The sequence below is a fragment of the Mycobacterium sp. genome, from assembly GCF_035499775.1.
In the GTDB taxonomy this organism is placed as follows: domain Bacteria; phylum Actinomycetota; class Actinomycetes; order Mycobacteriales; family Mycobacteriaceae; genus Mycobacterium.
The window spans coordinates 1-15,368 of the sequence record NZ_DATJYB010000219.1; the positions used below are offsets into that span (position 1 = coordinate 1).

A 15,368-nucleotide genomic window follows, 5' to 3' on the forward strand; every position below is an offset into this window, starting at 1 on the left:
CTCACCACCACCAGCTCCACCATGGCGACCAGGGCCGATAGCCCTGACCCGGGGGACCCCAGCCACCATTGCCCCAACCAGGGTGCCCCCGGTAGCCGCCCCAGCCGCCGTGGCCCCAGTTGCCGCCGCCGCCCCAGCCGCTGCCGTGGCCCCAGTTGCCGCCGTGGCCGCCGCCGCCCCATCCGTGGCCGCCGCCGCCTCCGCCTCCGTGGCCGCCGCCGCCGTGGCCGCCGCCACCTGGGCTGTCAGGAAGAATGCCGGGGCCGCCGGGCCCAAAAGTCGCGAAAGTTGTAGCTGGTGCGGGTGCGGGAGCGGCCTGCGCCGCGGGAAGGCCGCCGAACAGTAGCGCTCCGGCCAGCGCACCGGCACCCACCGCACCTGCGGCCGCGCCGCGAACTGGACGCATCATCAGGGGAATCCTTTCAAGTCACTAGAGCAATTCCTAGGCAAACGATAATTTCCACCAAAACTAACGCTTCAAACATGAAATTATTCCGCACGTTACTACGACGAAGTCCGTTGGCCGGTGTAGTTTGCCCAATTTTGGCGTAGGTGCTGATTCACGGGTTTCAAAATTTGCGCAGATACTGAGGTCAGTATGAATCGGGCGCTATAAAAGAGCAGATCAAAGGCCGTCTACGATCCACTGAGGTCCGTATTTCATGCTGCTCAGTACATCAATATTTGCGTAGTTATATATGAGACTTCGGGAAGGATTAAGCCGAACGTAATTTTACCGATACGCCAAATTGGACTCGAAATTACTGACCCGAAGCCGTCCGCTCAGGCCGGCTCCGGTAGCTATGGCGATGACAAATATCCGCACCAGGCCTGTATACTGAAGTACTGATTTACTGGTTGGCAGCCGCAAAGGAAGATCGCCGCAGTGAACATCAACTCAGACCCCAACGCCGGGTCGTTCCGTCCGCACATGTCGGGCGGCGCCACGCCGTCCAGCGACGCGGCGCCAACCGAGCGCCTCGCCAACTTCCGGCCACCGCAACGGATAGTGAGCCAACCTGCCCGCAGCCAACGGACACGCCGGACCGTCGACCTGCCCGCCCCGACTCATCGAGCCCTCGACATCTGGCAGCGAGAAGCCGCCGACCGACTGGGCGTGGCCCGGGTGACCGGACAAGAGGTCCTTGCCGCACTCGTCGACCAACTGCTGACCGACCCCAAGCTCAGCGCTCAGATCACCCGCGCCATCCAAGCGCGCCGATAACCCCCGCGAGCCCAGCTAGTCGACTTCCATCTCACGCAGCTCGCGCTTGAGGATCTTGCCGGTCGGGTTGCGTGGCAGCTCTTCCAGGAAGATCACTTCCCGCGGCACCTTGTAGCGCGCCAGGTGGTCGCGCACGTAGTGCTTGACGGTGTCCTCGTCGAGTGACGCGTCGTCCTTCTTGACCACGAAGGCGCGCAGGCGGTGTCCCCACTCCTTGTCCTCGACACCGATAGCGGTGGCCTCCACCACGTCGGGATGCCCGCTGATCAGGTCCTCGACCTCGGCCGGGAACACGTTCTCACCGCCGGAGACGATCATCTCGTCGTCGCGGCCGCTCACGTACAACAGACCGTGCTCGTCGAAGTAGCCGACGTCGCCCGACGACATCAGGCCGTCGATGATCTGCTTGTGACCGCCGCCGGTGTAGCCCTCGAACGGGAAGGCGTTGCCGACGAAGATCCGCCCGACGTCGCCCTGCGGCACCTCGGTGCCGTTGTCGTCGAGGATCTTGACCTTCACGCCCTTGACGACCGGTCCCACCGTCGCGGCGTTCTTTTCCAGGTCCTTCGGGCCGGCGATGGTGGCGAACGCGATCTCGGTCGAGCCGTACATGTTGTAGATAACCGGTCCGACGTCCTTGAGCGCACGGTTCGCCAGCTCAGCGCCCAACTGCGAGCCGGACACGAAGATGATCTTCAGGCTGGACAGATCGGGCTTCTTGTCCATCTTTTCGAGCGCGTCGAGGATGCGTGACAGCATCACCGGCACCACGACCATGGCCGTCGCCTTGTGCTTTTCGATGTCCTCGAGCACCAGCGGCGGCTTGAACTTGCGACGCAGCAACAGCGTGGAGCCCAGGAACATCGCGATGGTGGCGTGCAGATAGCCGAGTGCGTGGAACATCGGGGCCGGCAACGAGGTCACCTCGTTGGCCTTGAACGGGACGTGCGACAGGATTCCGCCGACCGGCGCCAGGGTCGGCGGGGTGCTGCGGTTCGCCCCCTTCGGCGTGCCGGTCGTCCCACTGGTCAGGATGATGATCGACGCGTGCCGGCTCGCCTTCGGCGCGGGCGATTTGCTGCTGCGTGCGATCAGCTCGGCCAGCGTCTCGTCGTTGCTCCCGGACGGCTCGTCAGAATCGGGATTGACACCCAGCGCCCGCAGCTTGCCCAGCGGCGGCTCCGCTTTGCTGACGGCCTTGGTGTACTCGTCGTCATAGATGACTATCTTGGCGCCCTCGCGCTCGGCCACCTCTTTGATCTGCGGGCCGGAGAACTCACTGTTGAGCAGGATGATGCGGGCACCCGCCCGGGCAGCGCCGTAGTTGGCGACCATGAACCAGCGGTGGTTGCGCGCCAGGATCGCGACGCCGTCGCCACCGTTAACACCCTTGGCGATCAGGCCATTCGCGACCGCGTGGGCGGCTTCGTCGAGTTCTTTGTAGGTGAACTCGCCCTCTTCGTCGATGAGCGCCGCGCGGTTGGGATGGCGCCTGGCGTTCAGCGACGGCAGCATGCCGAACTCGCCCCACTTCTGGATGTCGGCGGCCATCGCGGCATAGTTCAGCGGCGACTCGAGTCGGAACGCGCCCGATTCGATGATCTTGCGCACATAGTGCAACTCAGATGCGCCGCGTTCGACGTATTGCTGGAGTTTGGCCGCGGCCTGCCCTGGCAGACCCATGAGGTTAGGCATGACCTCACCATATGTGACGCGGGTCGCAATGCGGCCAGAAAATTTGCGCAGAATTACCATGAACGCCATGACCGGTCCGGTGAAGCTGGAAGTGGCCGGGCGCGAAGTCACCGTCACCCATCCGGACAAGGTCATCTTCGAGCGCCACGACGGTCAAGGTCCCTACACCAAGCTCGACCTGGTCCGTTATTACCTGTCGGTCGGCGAAGGGGCGCTGCGGGGGGTAGCCGGGCGACCGATGATTCTGAAGCGCTTCGTCAAGGGCATCTCGGAGGAGGCGGTGTTCCAGAAGCGTGCCCCCGCGAACCGGCCGGACTGGGTGGACGTTGCCGAACTGCGCTACGCCTCGGGCACCTCGGCCAAGGAGGCGGTCATTCATGACGCCGTCGGGCTGGCGTGGGTGATCAACCTGGGTTGCGTCGACCTGAATCCGCATCCCGTGCTCGCCGACGACCTCGATCATCCCGACGAACTGCGGGTCGACCTGGATCCGATGCCCGGCGTCTCCTGGCGGCGGATCGTCGATGTGGCGCTGGTGGCCCGCGAGGTGCTCGAGGATTACGGGCTGGTCGCCTGGCCGAAGACGTCCGGGTCGCGCGGCTTTCACGTCTACGCCCGGATCGCCCCGCACTGGCGGTTCCCGCAGGTGCGGCTGGCCGCCCAGACCGTCGCGCGCGAGGTCGAGCGGCGGGTGCCCGACGCGGCCACCAGCCGCTGGTGGAAGGAAGAACGCGAGGGGGTGTTTGTCGACTTCAACCAGAACGCCAAAGACCGCACGGTGGCGTCGGCCTATTCGGTGCGGGCGACCCCGGACGCCCGGGTGTCGACGCCGCTGCATTGGGACGAGGTCGCCGACTGCCGCCCCGAGGCGTTCACCGTCGCCACCGTGCCCGCCCGGTTCACCGAAATGGGCGATCCGTGGGCAGGAATGAACACAGAAATCGGCGACCTGCATCGCCTGCTGATGCTGGCCGAAGAGATGGGTCCCCCGGAGAAGCCCCCGAAAGGGTCGGGCCGCCGGCAATCTGCCATGCCGCTGATCGAGATCGCCCGCACCAAAACCAGGGACGAGGCGATGGTCGCGCTGGACACGTGGCGCGAGCGCTATCCGGCCGTGGCCGATCGGCTGCAGCCGGCGGATGTCCTGGTCGACGGCATGCGCGGGCCGAGTTCGATCTGGTACCGGATCCGGATCAACCTGCAGCACGTACCCGCCGACCAGCGCCCGCCGCAGGAGGAGCTGCTCGCCGATTACAGCCCTTGGAAAAAAGGCGAGCAGGGCTACACGCCGAATCCGCGGCCGCGTAACTGACGGTTCCGCAGGTCACGCGTTACTCTCACGCTGTGCCACAGGGATGGAGTCGGCGGGGATTCTTCCAGCTCGTAGGGGCTGCGGGACTGGCCGCGGCCGGCTGTTCGTCACCCAAGCCCGCGCCGGGTGCACCCGGTGGCGGATCGGTGACGATCACCCACCTTTTCGGCCAGACCGTGATCAAAGAGCCGCCGAAGCGCGTGGTCAGCGCCGGCTACACCGAGCAAGACGACCTACTCGCGTTGGGCGTGGTGCCCATCGCCGTGACCAATTGGTGGGGCGATCAGCCATTCGCGGTCTGGCCCTGGGCGCAGCCCAAGCTCGGCGACGCAAAACCCACAATGCTGAACCTGGACAACGGAATTCCGGTCGACCAGATCGCCGGCCTGAAACCCGACCTGATCGTGGCCATCAATGCCGGCGTGGACGCCGACACGTATCAGAAGCTTTCGGCGATCGCCCCGACCATCCCGCAGTCCGGCGAGGACGCGTTCTTCGAGCCGTGGAAGGACCAGGCAACCGCGGTCGGCCAGGCCGTGTTTCAGCCCGACCAGATGAAGTCGCTGATCGACGCGGTCGACCAGAAGTTCGCCGCCGTGTCGCAAAAGAATCCGCAATGGAAGGGCAAGAAGGCATTGCTGATGCAAGGCCGGCTCTGGCGAGGCACGGTGGTCGCCACCCTGGCGGGCTGGCGTACCGACTTCCTGAACCAAATGGGTCTGGTCATCTCCGACAGCATCAAGCCCTTCGGCAGCGATCACCGCGCCGTCATACCGCGCGACCACATCAAAGAGGTGCTCGATTCCGCCGACGTGGTGATCTGGTCGACCGAGAGCCCGGACGACCAGAAGGCGCTGCTGGCCGACCCCGAGGTGGCGGGTTCGGCGGCGACCGCCCAGAACCGGCACATCTTCACGTCCAAGGATCTGGCCGGCGCGATCGCGTTCGCGTCGCCGCTGAGCTACCCGGCGGTAGCCGATCAACTGCCCCCGCTGATCGGCAAAATCCTGGGCTAATTGAGCGTTTGCTAAGGCACCTCTGGCAGTGCTCGAAAATCCATCGCCTGACCCTCGCCGACCCCCCGATTCCGGCGCTACCGTCGATACATGAGCGTGACGGATCTTCCAATGGACCTCGCAGCAGACCCCGCGCGTAACCTTGCGGTCCTCGATTACGGCGACCACGCGCTGATGCTGCAATGCGACGGCACCGCTGACGTATTGGCGTGGACGGCCGCCCTGCGCGAGGCGACGTTGCCCGGCGTCATCGACATCGTCCCGGCGGCGCGCACCGTGTTGCTGAAACTCGACAGCCCGCGCGACCAAGGGATCGTCCGTCAGCGAGTGCGCAAGCTGCGGGTCACCCACGAGCGGGCTTCGGCCAGTGAGTCCGATCGCAGCCCCGACGTGGTGATCGACGTGGTCTACGACGGCCCCGACCTCGCGGAGGTCGCCGGCCACACGGGGCTGAGCACCACACAGGTCATCCACGCGCACACCGCCACCCTGTGGCGAGTGGGATTCAGTGGGTTCGCACCAGGTTTCGCGTATCTGGTCGATGGTGACCCGCGATTGCGCGTGCCCCGCCGGTCGGAGCCACGGACGTCGGTGCCGAGCGGATCGGTCGGCCTGGCAGGCGAGTTCAGCGCGGTGTATCCCCGTCAGTCGCCGGGTGGCTGGCAGCTGATCGGCCGCACCGACGCCGTCCTGTGGGATCTCGAGCGACCCAACCCGGCGCTGCTGACGCAGGGCATGTGGGTTCAGTTCCGGGCAGCGTGAAGGAGCAAGCCGTGACAACTCTGGAAATCCTGCGCACCGGACCGCTGGCCGTGGTCCAGGACCTCGGTCGGGCTGGGCTGGCGCACCTCGGCGTCAGCCGGTCGGGCGCCGCCGACCGACGCTCGCACACGTTGGCCAACCGCCTGGTCGCCAACCCTGACGACCGCGCCACCATCGAGGTGACATTCGGTGGTTTCGCGGCCCGCGTCCGCGGCGGCGACGTCGACATCGCGATCACCGGCGCCGATACCGATCCGGCGGTAGACGGAAAAGTGTTTGGCACCAACAGCATTCAACATGTCCGGGACGGCCAGATGATCTCACTGGGTGCGCCGCACGTGGGGTTGCGGACGTATCTGGCGGTGCGCGGCGGGATTTCCGTTCAACCGGTGCTGGGATCGCGCAGTTACGACGTCATGTCGTCCATCGGCCCGTCGCCACTGCAAGCCGGAGATCAGCTGCCGGTCGGCGAACACTCCGACGACTATCCCGAACTCGACCAAGCCCCGGTGGCGGCCATCGCCGAACGCATGGTGGAACTGCTGGTGGTGCCCGGGCCGCGCGACGACTGGTTCGTCGATCCCGACGTCCTGGTGCACACGATCTGGATGGCCTCCGATCGCAGCGACCGGGTCGGGATGCGCCTGGTCGGCCGCCCGCTGCAATACCGCAATCCGGACCGTCAGCTGCCCAGCGAGGGTGCCACCCGCGGTGCAATCCAGGTGCCACCCAACGGCTTACCGGTGATCCTGGGGCCCGATCATCCGGTCACCGGCGGTTACCCGGTGGTGGGCGTGGTGATCGACGAGGACATCGACAAGGTCGCGCAGGTACGCCCCGGCCAGCATGTGCGGCTGCACTGGGCACGGCCCCGGCCGTCGCGGGAAGGTATCCGGTAACGCAAAGCCGGTAGGCAAGCATGTCGCCTACACAGGTACACACCGCCCGCCTGGTGCATACCGCGGATCTCGACACCGAGGCGCGCGAGGGCGTCCGCCGGATGGTCACCGACGCGTTCGCCGGTGACTTCACCGAAACCGACTGGGAGCACACGCTGGGTGGCATGCACGCCATGATCTGCCGTCACGGCGCGATCATCGCGCACGCCGCGGTGGTCCAGCGGCGACTCTTCTACCGTGGCGACGCACTGCGCTGTGGTTACGTCGAAGGTGTTGCGGTGCGCGAGGATTGGCGCGGCAGGGGGCTGGTGAGCGCGCTGCTGGACGCGGTCGAGCAGGTGATGCGCGGTGCCTACCAGCTCGGGGCCCTGAGTTCCTCGGCCCGTGCTCGCAGGCTGTACACGTCACGCGGCTGGTTGCCCTGGCACGGCCCGACGTCGGTGCTGGCCCCCACCGGTCCGGTCCGCACACCCGACGACGACGGATCGGTGTTCGTCTTGCCGGTCGGGATCAGCCTGGACGCCTCGGCGGACCTGATGTGCGATTGGCGCGCAGGCGACGTGTGGTGACCTGCTAGCGATTGTGGTGTACGCCACACGGATTGACTGACGCTCACACCGTGCGCCCCGGGCCGGTGAGCGGAATTTCACGCCCGGGTCACCGTCGGCGGCGCAGAGGGCAACAAAGGATTCCTAGCGTGCTCGCCATGAACCGTTCGCACATCCTGTTGGACTGGGACCCGGAAGACACGGCGGCCTGGGAAGCCGGCAACAAGAAGATCGCCCGCCGCAACCTGATCTGGTCAGTGGCCGCCGAACACGTCGGGTTCTCGATCTGGTCCATCTGGTCGGTGATGGTGCTGTTCATGCCGACGTCCGTGTACGGCCTTTCCGCTGGAGACAAGTTCCTGCTGGGCGCGACCGCGACCCTGGTCGGAGGTTGCCTACGGTTCCCCTACACGTTTGCCACCGCGAAGTTCGGCGGGCGCAACTGGACCATATTCTCCGCGGTGGTGCTGTTGATCCCCACCATCGGCACACTGTTGCTGCTGGCCAATCCCGGCCTGCCGTTGTGGCCGTACCTGCTCTGCGCGGCGCTGGCCGGTCTCGGTGGCGGCAACTTCGCCTCGTCCATGACGAACATCAACGCGTTCTATCCGCAGCGACTCAAAGGTTCTGCGCTGGCGCTCAACGCCGGCGGCGGCAACCTCGGGGTGCCGGTGATCCAGCTGGTCGGCCTGCTGGTGATCGCGACCGTCGGCAACCGGCAGCCGTACTGGGTGTGCGCCATGTATCTGGTGTTGCTGGCGATCGCCGGAATCGGTGCGGCGCTGTTCATGGACAACCTGCCGCAGTACCGCATCGAGATGAGCACCATGCGGGCAGTGCTGTCCGAGCCGCACGCCTGGGTGGTCGCGCTGCTCTACATCGGCACCTTCGGATCCTTCATCGGGTTCTCATTCGCATTCGGCCAGGTGCTGCAGATCAACTTCATTGCCGGCGGCCAAAATACGGCGCAGGCTTCGCTACATGCCGCCCAGATCGCCTTTCTGGGACCGCTATTGGGCTCGCTGTCCCGCGTGTACGGCGGCAAGCTTGCCGACCGGATCGGCGGCGGGCGGGTCACCTTCGCCGTCTTCGGGCTGATGATGGTCGCCGCCGGGATACTAGTCAGCGCAAGCACTTTAGGCCACCGTGGTGCCGGCCCGGCGCCCGTGGCAATGATGGTCGGCTACGTGATCGGTTTCGTCGCTCTGTTCATCTTGTCCGGCATCGGCAATGGGTCGGTGTACAAGATGATTCCGTCGATCTTCGAGGCACGCAGCCACTTTCTGCAAGTCAGTGAATCCGAACGGCGGCAATGGTCACGGTCCATGTCCGGCGCTCTGATCGGACTTGCCGGGGCGGTCGGCGCGCTGGGCGGTGTGGGTGTCAATCTGGCTTTGCGGCAGTCCTATCTCAGCAGCGGCACTGCGACAGCCGCGTTCTGGGCCTTCGCGTTGTTCTACGTGGCCGCCGCGGTGTTGACGTGGGCGATATATGTGCGCCGGCCGCTGCGGACCGCGGTGCGCTCCGTGCCCGGGTCCGCTTCGGCTGTGGAGCTGGCTTACGTTTAGGCCCAAATGTATTCCAGCTCACACGGATTCCTGGCCCTCAGCGACTTACCAGATAACTGGGATTCAACTCTAAGGCGATATCGGGCGTCTCGAGTTGACGGGCCCGCGACCCCGGTGTGAGCATCGAAACAAACAGCGGCGCATGCCTCTTCATTGTGAGGCTCCCACATGGCTTCGGGATGCGCGAGTGGTGGGACGGCTCGAAGAAAGAGGTTGGTTGATGCATGCCACGTTGCGAGACTTCAATCCCGAAGACACCGCGGCCTGGGAGGCGGGCAACAAGAGGATCGCCCGCCGCAATCTGATCTGCACGGTCGCGGGTGACCATGTCGCCTTTTCGATCTGGAGTCTCTGGTCGGTGATGGCGCTGTTCATGCCGGCATCCGTCTATGGCTTCTCCGCCGGCGACAAACTGCTGCTGGGCGCTGTTGCCACCCTGGTCGGCGGCGGCGCGCGGGTCCCCTACACCTTGGGCGTCGCCCGGTTCGGCGGGCGCAATTGGACAACGTTCTCGGCGTTCGTGCTGCTGATCCCGACCGCCGGCACCATCGTGCTGCTGGCCAACCCCGGTCTGCCGCTGTGGCCCTACGTGTTGTGCGCGGCGTTGACCGGACTGGGCGGCGGCAACTACGCGGCGTCGCTGGCCAACGTCAACGCCTTCTACCCGCAACGGCTCAAGGGGGCCGCGCTGGCGATCAACGCCGGCGGCGGCAACCTCGGCGTTGCGGTGATCCAATTGGTCGGCCTGCTGGTGCTGGCCACCGCGGGACACCAAGCACCGTACTGGGTTTGCGCGATCTACCTGGTACTGCTGGCGATCGTCGGTATCGCGGCCGCCCTGTTCATGGACAACCTCGACCACCGCATCGAGGTCAGCCACCTGCGCGAGATCTTGTTCGACCGCGATACCTGGGCAATCTCGCTGCTTTACGTCTGCACGTTCGGCTCCTGGATCGGGTTTTCCTTCGCTTTCGGCCAGGTGATGCAACTCAACTTCCTGGCCAATGGAGAGACCGCCAAGCACGCATCGCTGCACGCAGCCCAGATCGCCTTCATTGGGCCGGCATTGGGTTCCCTGGCCCGGATGTACGGGGGGCGGCTGGCCGATCGCCTGAGCGGCAGTCGAGTCACCCTTTTCGTGCTGGCCGGCATGATCGCCGGCGCCGGGTTGCTGGTCGCCATCAGCACCCATGCCGAGCACCGGGCCGCTGCCACCGGCACCACCATGCTCGGCTACGTAGCCGGTTTCATGGCTCTGTTCGTCCTGTCCGGCATGGGCAACGGATCTGTGTTCAAACTGATCCCGGCGGTCTTCGACGCACGCAGTCGCTCGCTCGATGTCACCGAAGAGGAGCGCCGCCATTGGTCGCGCACGATGGCCGGAGCACTGATCGGCATCTGCTCGGCGGTCGGCGCACTCGGCGGTGTCGGAATCAACATGGCGCTGCGCGAGTCCTACGTCAGGAGTGGCACCGGGACTGCGGCGTATTGGCTGTTCATGGCTTCGTACGTCGCCGCCGCGATCCTGACCTGGATGATGTACGCGCGCCGACCGGCCTCAGCCGCGGGCATCGCCGGATCGGAACGTGAACGAGAGCTCACGGGCGTATGAGTTCGAGTGTGATCCAGGCCCCATCAAGGGCAATGCCGCAGCAATTGCTCGGTAACGCAACCGAAATCAAACGGGCATACACAGTTCATATGGGCCGGCCAGACTCCCCGCCGCTGACCGGTTACCGCATTGCGGTGACCTCAGCCCGGCGCGCCGAGGAGCTGTGCGCACTGCTGCACCGCCAGGGCGCGGAGGTCTGCAGCGCCCCGGCTATCAACATGATCGCCTTGCCCGACGACGACGAGTTGCACCGCAATACCGAGGCGCTGATCGCCGAGCCGCCCGACATTCTGATAGCGCACACCGGCATCGGCTTTCGCGGCTGGGTCGCCGCAGCCGAGGGGTGGGGGCTGGCCACCCAACTCATGGAGTCGCTGTCGTCGGCCCGGATCGTGTCCCGTGGGCCGAAGGCAACCGGGGCGCTGCGCGCCGCCGGCCTGCATGAGGAGTGGTCCCCGGAATCCGAATCTTCGCAGGAAGTGCTGGAATACCTACTCAAATCGGATCTCTCCGGTGCTCGCATCGGTGTCCAGCTGCACGGTGCCACCGACGCATGGGACCCGTTTCCGGAATTTCTCGGCGGATTGCGTTATGCGGGCGCCGAAGTGGTGCCGATCCGGGTGTACCGCTGGAAATCAACGCCATTGGGCGGCGACTTCGACCAACTGGTCACCGGGATCGCACGGCGGCAATTCGATGCGGTCAGCTTCACCTCGGCGCCTGCGGCGGCCGCGGTCCTGGAACGCAGCCGCGAGCTGAATATCGAGGAGCAGCTGCTGGAGGCGTTGCGCACCGGCGTGCACGCGATGTGCGTCGGCCCGGTAACCTCCCGGCCGCTGATCCGCAAGGGCGTCCCCACGTCATCCCCCGCGCGAATGCGGTTGGGCGCCTTGGCCCGGCACATTGCCGAGGAGTTGCCGGTGTTGGGGTCGTGCACCGTTCATGTCGCAGGTCACGCGGTTGATCTCCGGGGAACCTGTGTGCTGGTGGACGGCTCGGTCAAGTCGCTGTCGCCGTCCGGGATGGCGATATTGCGTGCCCTGGCGAAGCGTCCCGGTGACGTCGTGACACGCAGCGATCTGCTGCGGGTGCTGCCGGGCAACGGCAACGACACCCACGCCGTGGACACCGCCGTGTTGCGGCTGCGAACGGCCTTGGGCGACAAAAACATTGTCGCGACAGTGGTCAAACGTGGCTATCGGCTCGCCATCGACGCCCCGACGGACGCCGCATGAGTCTGATCCTGGTGGCGCACGGCACCCGTAGACCGGGCGGTGTCGCGATGATCGGCGATCTTGCCGCACAGGTGAGTACGCTCCTCGGCGGCAGGATCCAGGTGGCGTTCGTCGACGTATTGGGACCCACACCCAGCGAGGTGCTGTCGTCCTGTGCGACACGACCTGCCATCGTGGTGCCGGCGTTCCTGTCCCGCGGATATCACGTCCGCACCGATCTGCCCGCCCACGTCGGAGCCAGCGGCCACCCCCATGTCACGGTCACCCCCGCTTTAGGGCCGAGCCGGGAGATCGCCGTGCTCCTCGCCGAACAACTCGTGAAATCCGGCTGGCTTCCCGGTGATTCGGTGATCCTGGCGGCGGCGGGCACTTCCGATCCGACGGCGCGCGCCGACCTGCGCACCGCCGCGGCGCTGCTCTCCTCGCTCACCGGATCACGAGTTGACCTGGGATTCGCGGCTACCGGCTATCCCGACATCCGCACGGCTGTGACCGACGCCCGCCGACGGGGCGCGAATCGCGTCGTGGTCGCCTCCTATCTGCTGGCCGACGGTCTATTTCAGGAACGTCTGCATGCCTGCCGCGCCGATCTGGTGACGCAACCGCTGGGTACCCATCCGGGCTTGGCACGGCTGGTTGCGAACCGATTCCGCAGCGCCGCGCGGCACCGATCCGGCGTTCGCCGACACCACCCGCTACCGAATTGCGTGGACCACGCGGCATTGCTGCCCAGCCACGCCGACGTCGGTAACACTTGATCTTTGATCCCATAGCGGCGATCCTGACAACATGTCCCGTCGCGAAGAGCCAGCGCGTGGGCTCCTCGACCCGGTGGCGAAGATGCTGCGTTTACCGTTCGGCACACCGGAGTTCATCGACCGGATCTTCACCGGCGGAGTGAATCAGGTCGGACGCACCACGTTGTACATGCTGATCACCACGTGGGACGCGGCCGGTGGTGGCCCGTTCGCGGCGAGCGCGATCGCGTCGACCGGGTTGGCCAAGACGGCGGAAATCGTGCAGTCGATGTTCATCGGACCGGTCTTCAACCCGCTGCTGAAGATGCTGGGGGCGGACAAGGTCGCCATCCGGGCGTCGTTGTGCGCTTCTCAGCTCGTCGGTTTGGGCATCATGCGCTACGGGGTCCATTCCGAGCCGATGCACTCGATGACGGTCGAACAACTCGTCGACACCATCGGCCCTACTCTGCAGCGCTACCTGGTCGGCGAACTCCACCTGTGACTTAGGCGGCCAACCGGGCGATCTGGATGTGGCCCGCGGCTGTCATCCGCACGGGGTACACCGGCACCGACACCCTCGGGTCGTCCAGGCAACTACCGTCTTCGAGAGCGAAAGCCTGCTTCAGGATCGGTGATTGGACGGTGGCGCGGCCTGCCCGATCCCCGACGATCCCGCGGGACAGCACGGCCGCCCCGGAGAACGGATCGACATTGCCGACCGCGTGCACCGTCCCGTCGTCCAGCCGGAACAGCGCAGCCTGGCTACCGTCGTCGAGCAGCACACCGACGCCGCGACCCGGAATGAGGTGGTCGTAGTCGCAGGCGGTCGTCCACACCTGAATGTCGTTGATTAGGGTCATGGTTCCTCCCTCACGAGTTCCGTACACGCGGAATGCCAATAGGCACAGGCACTTTGCGCCCGGAACGCTCGGTGAATGTCACCGTCTCGTCGACGGTGTCCGGGGCGTTGACGAAGGAGACGAACCGCGACAGCTTGTCCGGATCCTCCAGCACGCCTTTCCATTCGCACTTGTAGTTCTCTACATGCCGGCCGACCGCGGCCTCGAATTCGGCGGCCAGGCCCAGCGAGTCTTCGCACACGACCTCACGCACGTGGTCGAGCCCAAGCGACTCCACCCACGGCGCGGTGCGTTGCAGCCGGTCGGCCGTGCGGATGTAGTACATCAGAAACCGGTCGATGTAGCGGACCAGCGTTTCGGTGTCCAGGTCGCCGGCCAGCAGCTGAGCGTGCTTGGGGGTCATCCCCCCGTTGCCGCCGACGTAGAGGTTCCAGCCCTGCTCGGTGGCGATGACGCCGACGTCCTTGCCGCGCGCCTCGGCGCACTCGCGCGCACAGCCCGAGACTCCCAGCTTGATCTTGTGCGGCGCGCGCAATCCGCGATAGCGCAATTCCAGGTCGATGGCCAGCTGCACCGAATCTTGTTGGCCGTAGCGGCACCAGTCGCTGCCCACGCAGCTCTTCACGGTGCGCAATGCCTTGCCGTAGGCATGGCCTGATTCCATGCCGGCGTCGACCAGTCGCTTCCAGATCAGCGGCAGCTGATCCACCCGTGCACCGAACATGTCGATCCGCTGCCCGCCGGTGATCTTGGTGTATAGCCCGAAGTCCTGCGCGATCTGACCGATCAAGATCAGGTGTTCGGGCTTGATGTCGCCGCCGGGGACCCGCGGCACCACCGAATAACTGCCGTTCTTTTGGATGTTGGCCAGGAAGTGGTCGTTGGAATCCTGCAGCGACGCTTGCTCGCCGTCCAGGATGTGGTCGGAACCGGTCGAGGCGAGAATGGACGCGACGACGGGCTTGCAGATGTCGCAACCCTTTCCGTGGCCGAAGCGGTCCAGCAGCCCGGAGAAAGTGCGGATTTCGGTGGCCGAGATGATCTGGAAGAGCTCGGCCCTCGACTGGCTGAAGTGCTCGCACAGCGCCTTGGACTGTTCCACGCCCTCGGCTTCCAGCAGCTGTTTGAGCAACGGCACACAAGACCCGCACGACGTGCCGGCCGCGGTGCAGGCCTTCAGCGCGGGAACATCGCCGCACCCGTCGGCGATTGCGCATTTCAGATCGCCCTTGGTGACGTTGTTGCAGGAACAGATCTGCGCCGAATCCGGTAGTGCCCCAACACCCAGAGCGCCGGCACCCGAGCCGGCCGGCGCGATCAGCGCCAGCGGATCCCCGGGCAGCTCGCCGCCCACCATGGGCCGCAGCACCCCGTACGAGGAGGCATCGCCGACCAGCACGCCGCCGAGCAGGGTCTTGGCGTCGTCGGAGAGCACCAGTTTTGCGTACGTGCGCTTCACCGCGTCGTTGACGACGACCTCGAGGCAGTGCTCCGTGGTCCCCATCGCGTCACCGAAGCTGGCGACGTCGACGCCCAGCAGTTTGAGCTTCGTCGAGAGGTCGGCTTCGGGAAACTCCGCGGCGCCGTCCAGCAGCCGGTCCGCCACCACTTCTGCGCTGGTGTAGCCGGGTCCGACCAAGCCGTAGCAGCGGCCCTCGATCGCGGCGACCTCGCCGACCGCGTAGATGTCAGGATCGCTTGTCTGACAAGACAAATCGGTGAGCACGCCGCCCCGGTCGGCGATGGTCAGCCCGGCTGCCCGGGCCAGCTCGTCGCGCGGCCGGACACCGGCCGCGAAGACCACCACGCCGGCGTCGATGACGTCGCCACCGGTCAGCCGCACCCGGACATGCGAATCCGCAATGGATTCAATCGATTCGGTGCCCACACCAACGT

General features: G+C 65.8%; 15 protein-coding genes. 11 read left to right on the plus strand and 4 right to left on the minus strand.

Annotated elements, in window-relative coordinates:
* Position 1: 1 nt before the first annotated feature.
* Positions 2-409 carry a hypothetical protein gene (locus VML93_RS14200; RefSeq protein WP_325611509.1) on the minus strand — a complete coding sequence of 136 codons (408 nt, stop codon included), beginning with the start codon at positions 407-409 and terminating at the stop codon, positions 2-4.
* A 477-nt stretch (positions 410-886) separates the two neighbouring features.
* Here VML93_RS14200 and VML93_RS14205 point away from each other — a divergent pair, with 477 nt between their 5' ends.
* Positions 887-1,225 (plus strand): ATPase, encoded by a 339-nt coding sequence (locus VML93_RS14205; RefSeq protein ID WP_414686351.1) that lies wholly within the window; start codon positions 887-889, stop codon positions 1,223-1,225.
* Positions 1,226-1,240: 15 nt separating this feature from the next.
* Here the strand turns inward: VML93_RS14205 and fadD2 are convergent, their stop codons facing one another.
* Entirely contained in the window at positions 1,241-2,920 is a 1,680-nt protein-coding gene (gene fadD2, locus VML93_RS14210; protein WP_325611510.1) for a long-chain-fatty-acid--CoA ligase FadD2, read from the minus strand.
* A 58-nt stretch (positions 2,921-2,978) separates the two neighbouring features.
* Here fadD2 and VML93_RS14215 point away from each other — a divergent pair, with 58 nt between their 5' ends.
* The 10 genes from VML93_RS14215 (at position 2,979) to VML93_RS14260 (ending at position 13,114) form a co-directional block, all read left to right on the plus strand.
* Positions 2,979-4,232 (plus strand): DNA polymerase domain-containing protein, encoded by a 1,254-nt coding sequence (locus VML93_RS14215; protein WP_325611512.1) that lies wholly within the window; start codon positions 2,979-2,981, stop codon positions 4,230-4,232.
* Positions 4,233-4,264: 32 nt separating this feature from the next.
* Positions 4,265-5,248 carry an ABC transporter substrate-binding protein gene (locus tag VML93_RS14220; protein ID WP_325611513.1) on the plus strand — a complete coding sequence of 328 codons (984 nt, stop codon included), beginning with the start codon at positions 4,265-4,267 and terminating at the stop codon, positions 5,246-5,248.
* Between the two features lie 90 nt (positions 5,249-5,338).
* Positions 5,339-6,010, plus strand: coding sequence for an allophanate hydrolase subunit 1 (locus VML93_RS14225; protein ID WP_325611515.1), 672 nt, complete (start codon positions 5,339-5,341; stop codon positions 6,008-6,010).
* An 11-nt stretch (positions 6,011-6,021) separates the two neighbouring features.
* Entirely contained in the window at positions 6,022-6,909 is an 888-nt protein-coding gene (locus tag VML93_RS14230; RefSeq protein WP_325611517.1) for a 5-oxoprolinase/urea amidolyase family protein, read from the plus strand.
* A gap of 20 nt (positions 6,910-6,929) precedes the next feature.
* Positions 6,930-7,478 carry a GNAT family N-acetyltransferase gene (locus tag VML93_RS14235; protein WP_325611519.1) on the plus strand — a complete coding sequence of 183 codons (549 nt, stop codon included), beginning with the start codon at positions 6,930-6,932 and terminating at the stop codon, positions 7,476-7,478.
* Positions 7,479-7,615: 137 nt separating this feature from the next.
* Complete coding sequence (locus tag VML93_RS14240) at positions 7,616-9,025, plus strand: nitrate/nitrite transporter (protein ID WP_325611521.1); 1,410 nt, start codon at positions 7,616-7,618, stop codon at positions 9,023-9,025.
* Between the two features lie 220 nt (positions 9,026-9,245).
* Complete coding sequence (locus VML93_RS14245; RefSeq protein WP_325611523.1) at positions 9,246-10,637, plus strand: nitrate/nitrite transporter; 1,392 nt, start codon at positions 9,246-9,248, stop codon at positions 10,635-10,637.
* An 89-nt stretch (positions 10,638-10,726) separates the two neighbouring features.
* Positions 10,727-11,872, plus strand: a complete 1,146-nt coding sequence (locus VML93_RS14250) for a uroporphyrinogen-III synthase (RefSeq protein ID WP_325611525.1) — start codon at positions 10,727-10,729, stop codon at positions 11,870-11,872.
* Positions 11,869-12,630: a sirohydrochlorin chelatase gene (locus VML93_RS14255; protein ID WP_325611526.1), complete on the plus strand. Its 762-nt coding sequence runs from the start codon at positions 11,869-11,871 to the stop codon at positions 12,628-12,630. Before VML93_RS14250 ends, VML93_RS14255 begins: the two co-directional genes overlap by 4 nt.
* Before the next feature lie 31 nt (positions 12,631-12,661).
* On the plus strand, positions 12,662-13,114 hold the full coding sequence (locus VML93_RS14260; RefSeq protein WP_325611527.1) for a hypothetical protein: 453 nt from the start codon (positions 12,662-12,664) through the stop codon (positions 13,112-13,114).
* Position 13,115: 1 nt separating this feature from the next.
* Here VML93_RS14260 and nirD read toward each other — a convergent pair whose 3' ends face one another.
* Positions 13,116-13,472, minus strand: coding sequence for a nitrite reductase small subunit NirD (gene nirD / locus VML93_RS14265; protein ID WP_325611529.1), 357 nt, complete (start codon positions 13,470-13,472; stop codon positions 13,116-13,118).
* Positions 13,473-13,482: 10 nt separating this feature from the next.
* The coding region (gene nirB / locus VML93_RS14270; RefSeq protein WP_325611531.1) for a nitrite reductase large subunit NirB at positions 13,483-15,368 on the minus strand (1,886 nt) is incomplete at its 5' end.

What these genes read in the sequence shown, in the direction of transcription:
- VML93_RS14250 (WP_325611525.1), top strand. Translation starts at nt 10,727, where the DNA reads ATGGGCCGGCCAGACTCCCCGCCGCTGACCGGTTACCGCATTGCGGTG.
- VML93_RS14240 (WP_325611521.1), top strand. Translation starts at nt 7,616, where the DNA reads ATGAACCGTTCGCACATCCTGTTGGACTGGGACCCGGAAGACACGGCG.
- nirD (WP_325611529.1), bottom strand. Translation starts at nt 13,472, where the DNA reads ATGACCCTAATCAACGACATTCAGGTGTGGACGACCGCCTGCGACTAC.
- VML93_RS14215 (WP_325611512.1), top strand. Translation starts at nt 2,979, where the DNA reads ATGAACGCCATGACCGGTCCGGTGAAGCTGGAAGTGGCCGGGCGCGAA.
- VML93_RS14235 (WP_325611519.1), top strand. Translation starts at nt 6,930, where the DNA reads ATGTCGCCTACACAGGTACACACCGCCCGCCTGGTGCATACCGCGGAT.
- VML93_RS14200 (WP_325611509.1), bottom strand. Translation starts at nt 409, where the DNA reads ATGATGCGTCCAGTTCGCGGCGCGGCCGCAGGTGCGGTGGGTGCCGGT.
- VML93_RS14225 (WP_325611515.1), top strand. Translation starts at nt 5,339, where the DNA reads ATGAGCGTGACGGATCTTCCAATGGACCTCGCAGCAGACCCCGCGCGT.
- VML93_RS14245 (WP_325611523.1), top strand. Translation starts at nt 9,246, where the DNA reads ATGCATGCCACGTTGCGAGACTTCAATCCCGAAGACACCGCGGCCTGG.
- VML93_RS14255 (WP_325611526.1), top strand. Translation starts at nt 11,869, where the DNA reads ATGAGTCTGATCCTGGTGGCGCACGGCACCCGTAGACCGGGCGGTGTC.
- VML93_RS14260 (WP_325611527.1), top strand. Translation starts at nt 12,662, where the DNA reads ATGTCCCGTCGCGAAGAGCCAGCGCGTGGGCTCCTCGACCCGGTGGCG.
- fadD2 (WP_325611510.1), bottom strand. Translation starts at nt 2,920, where the DNA reads ATGCCTAACCTCATGGGTCTGCCAGGGCAGGCCGCGGCCAAACTCCAG.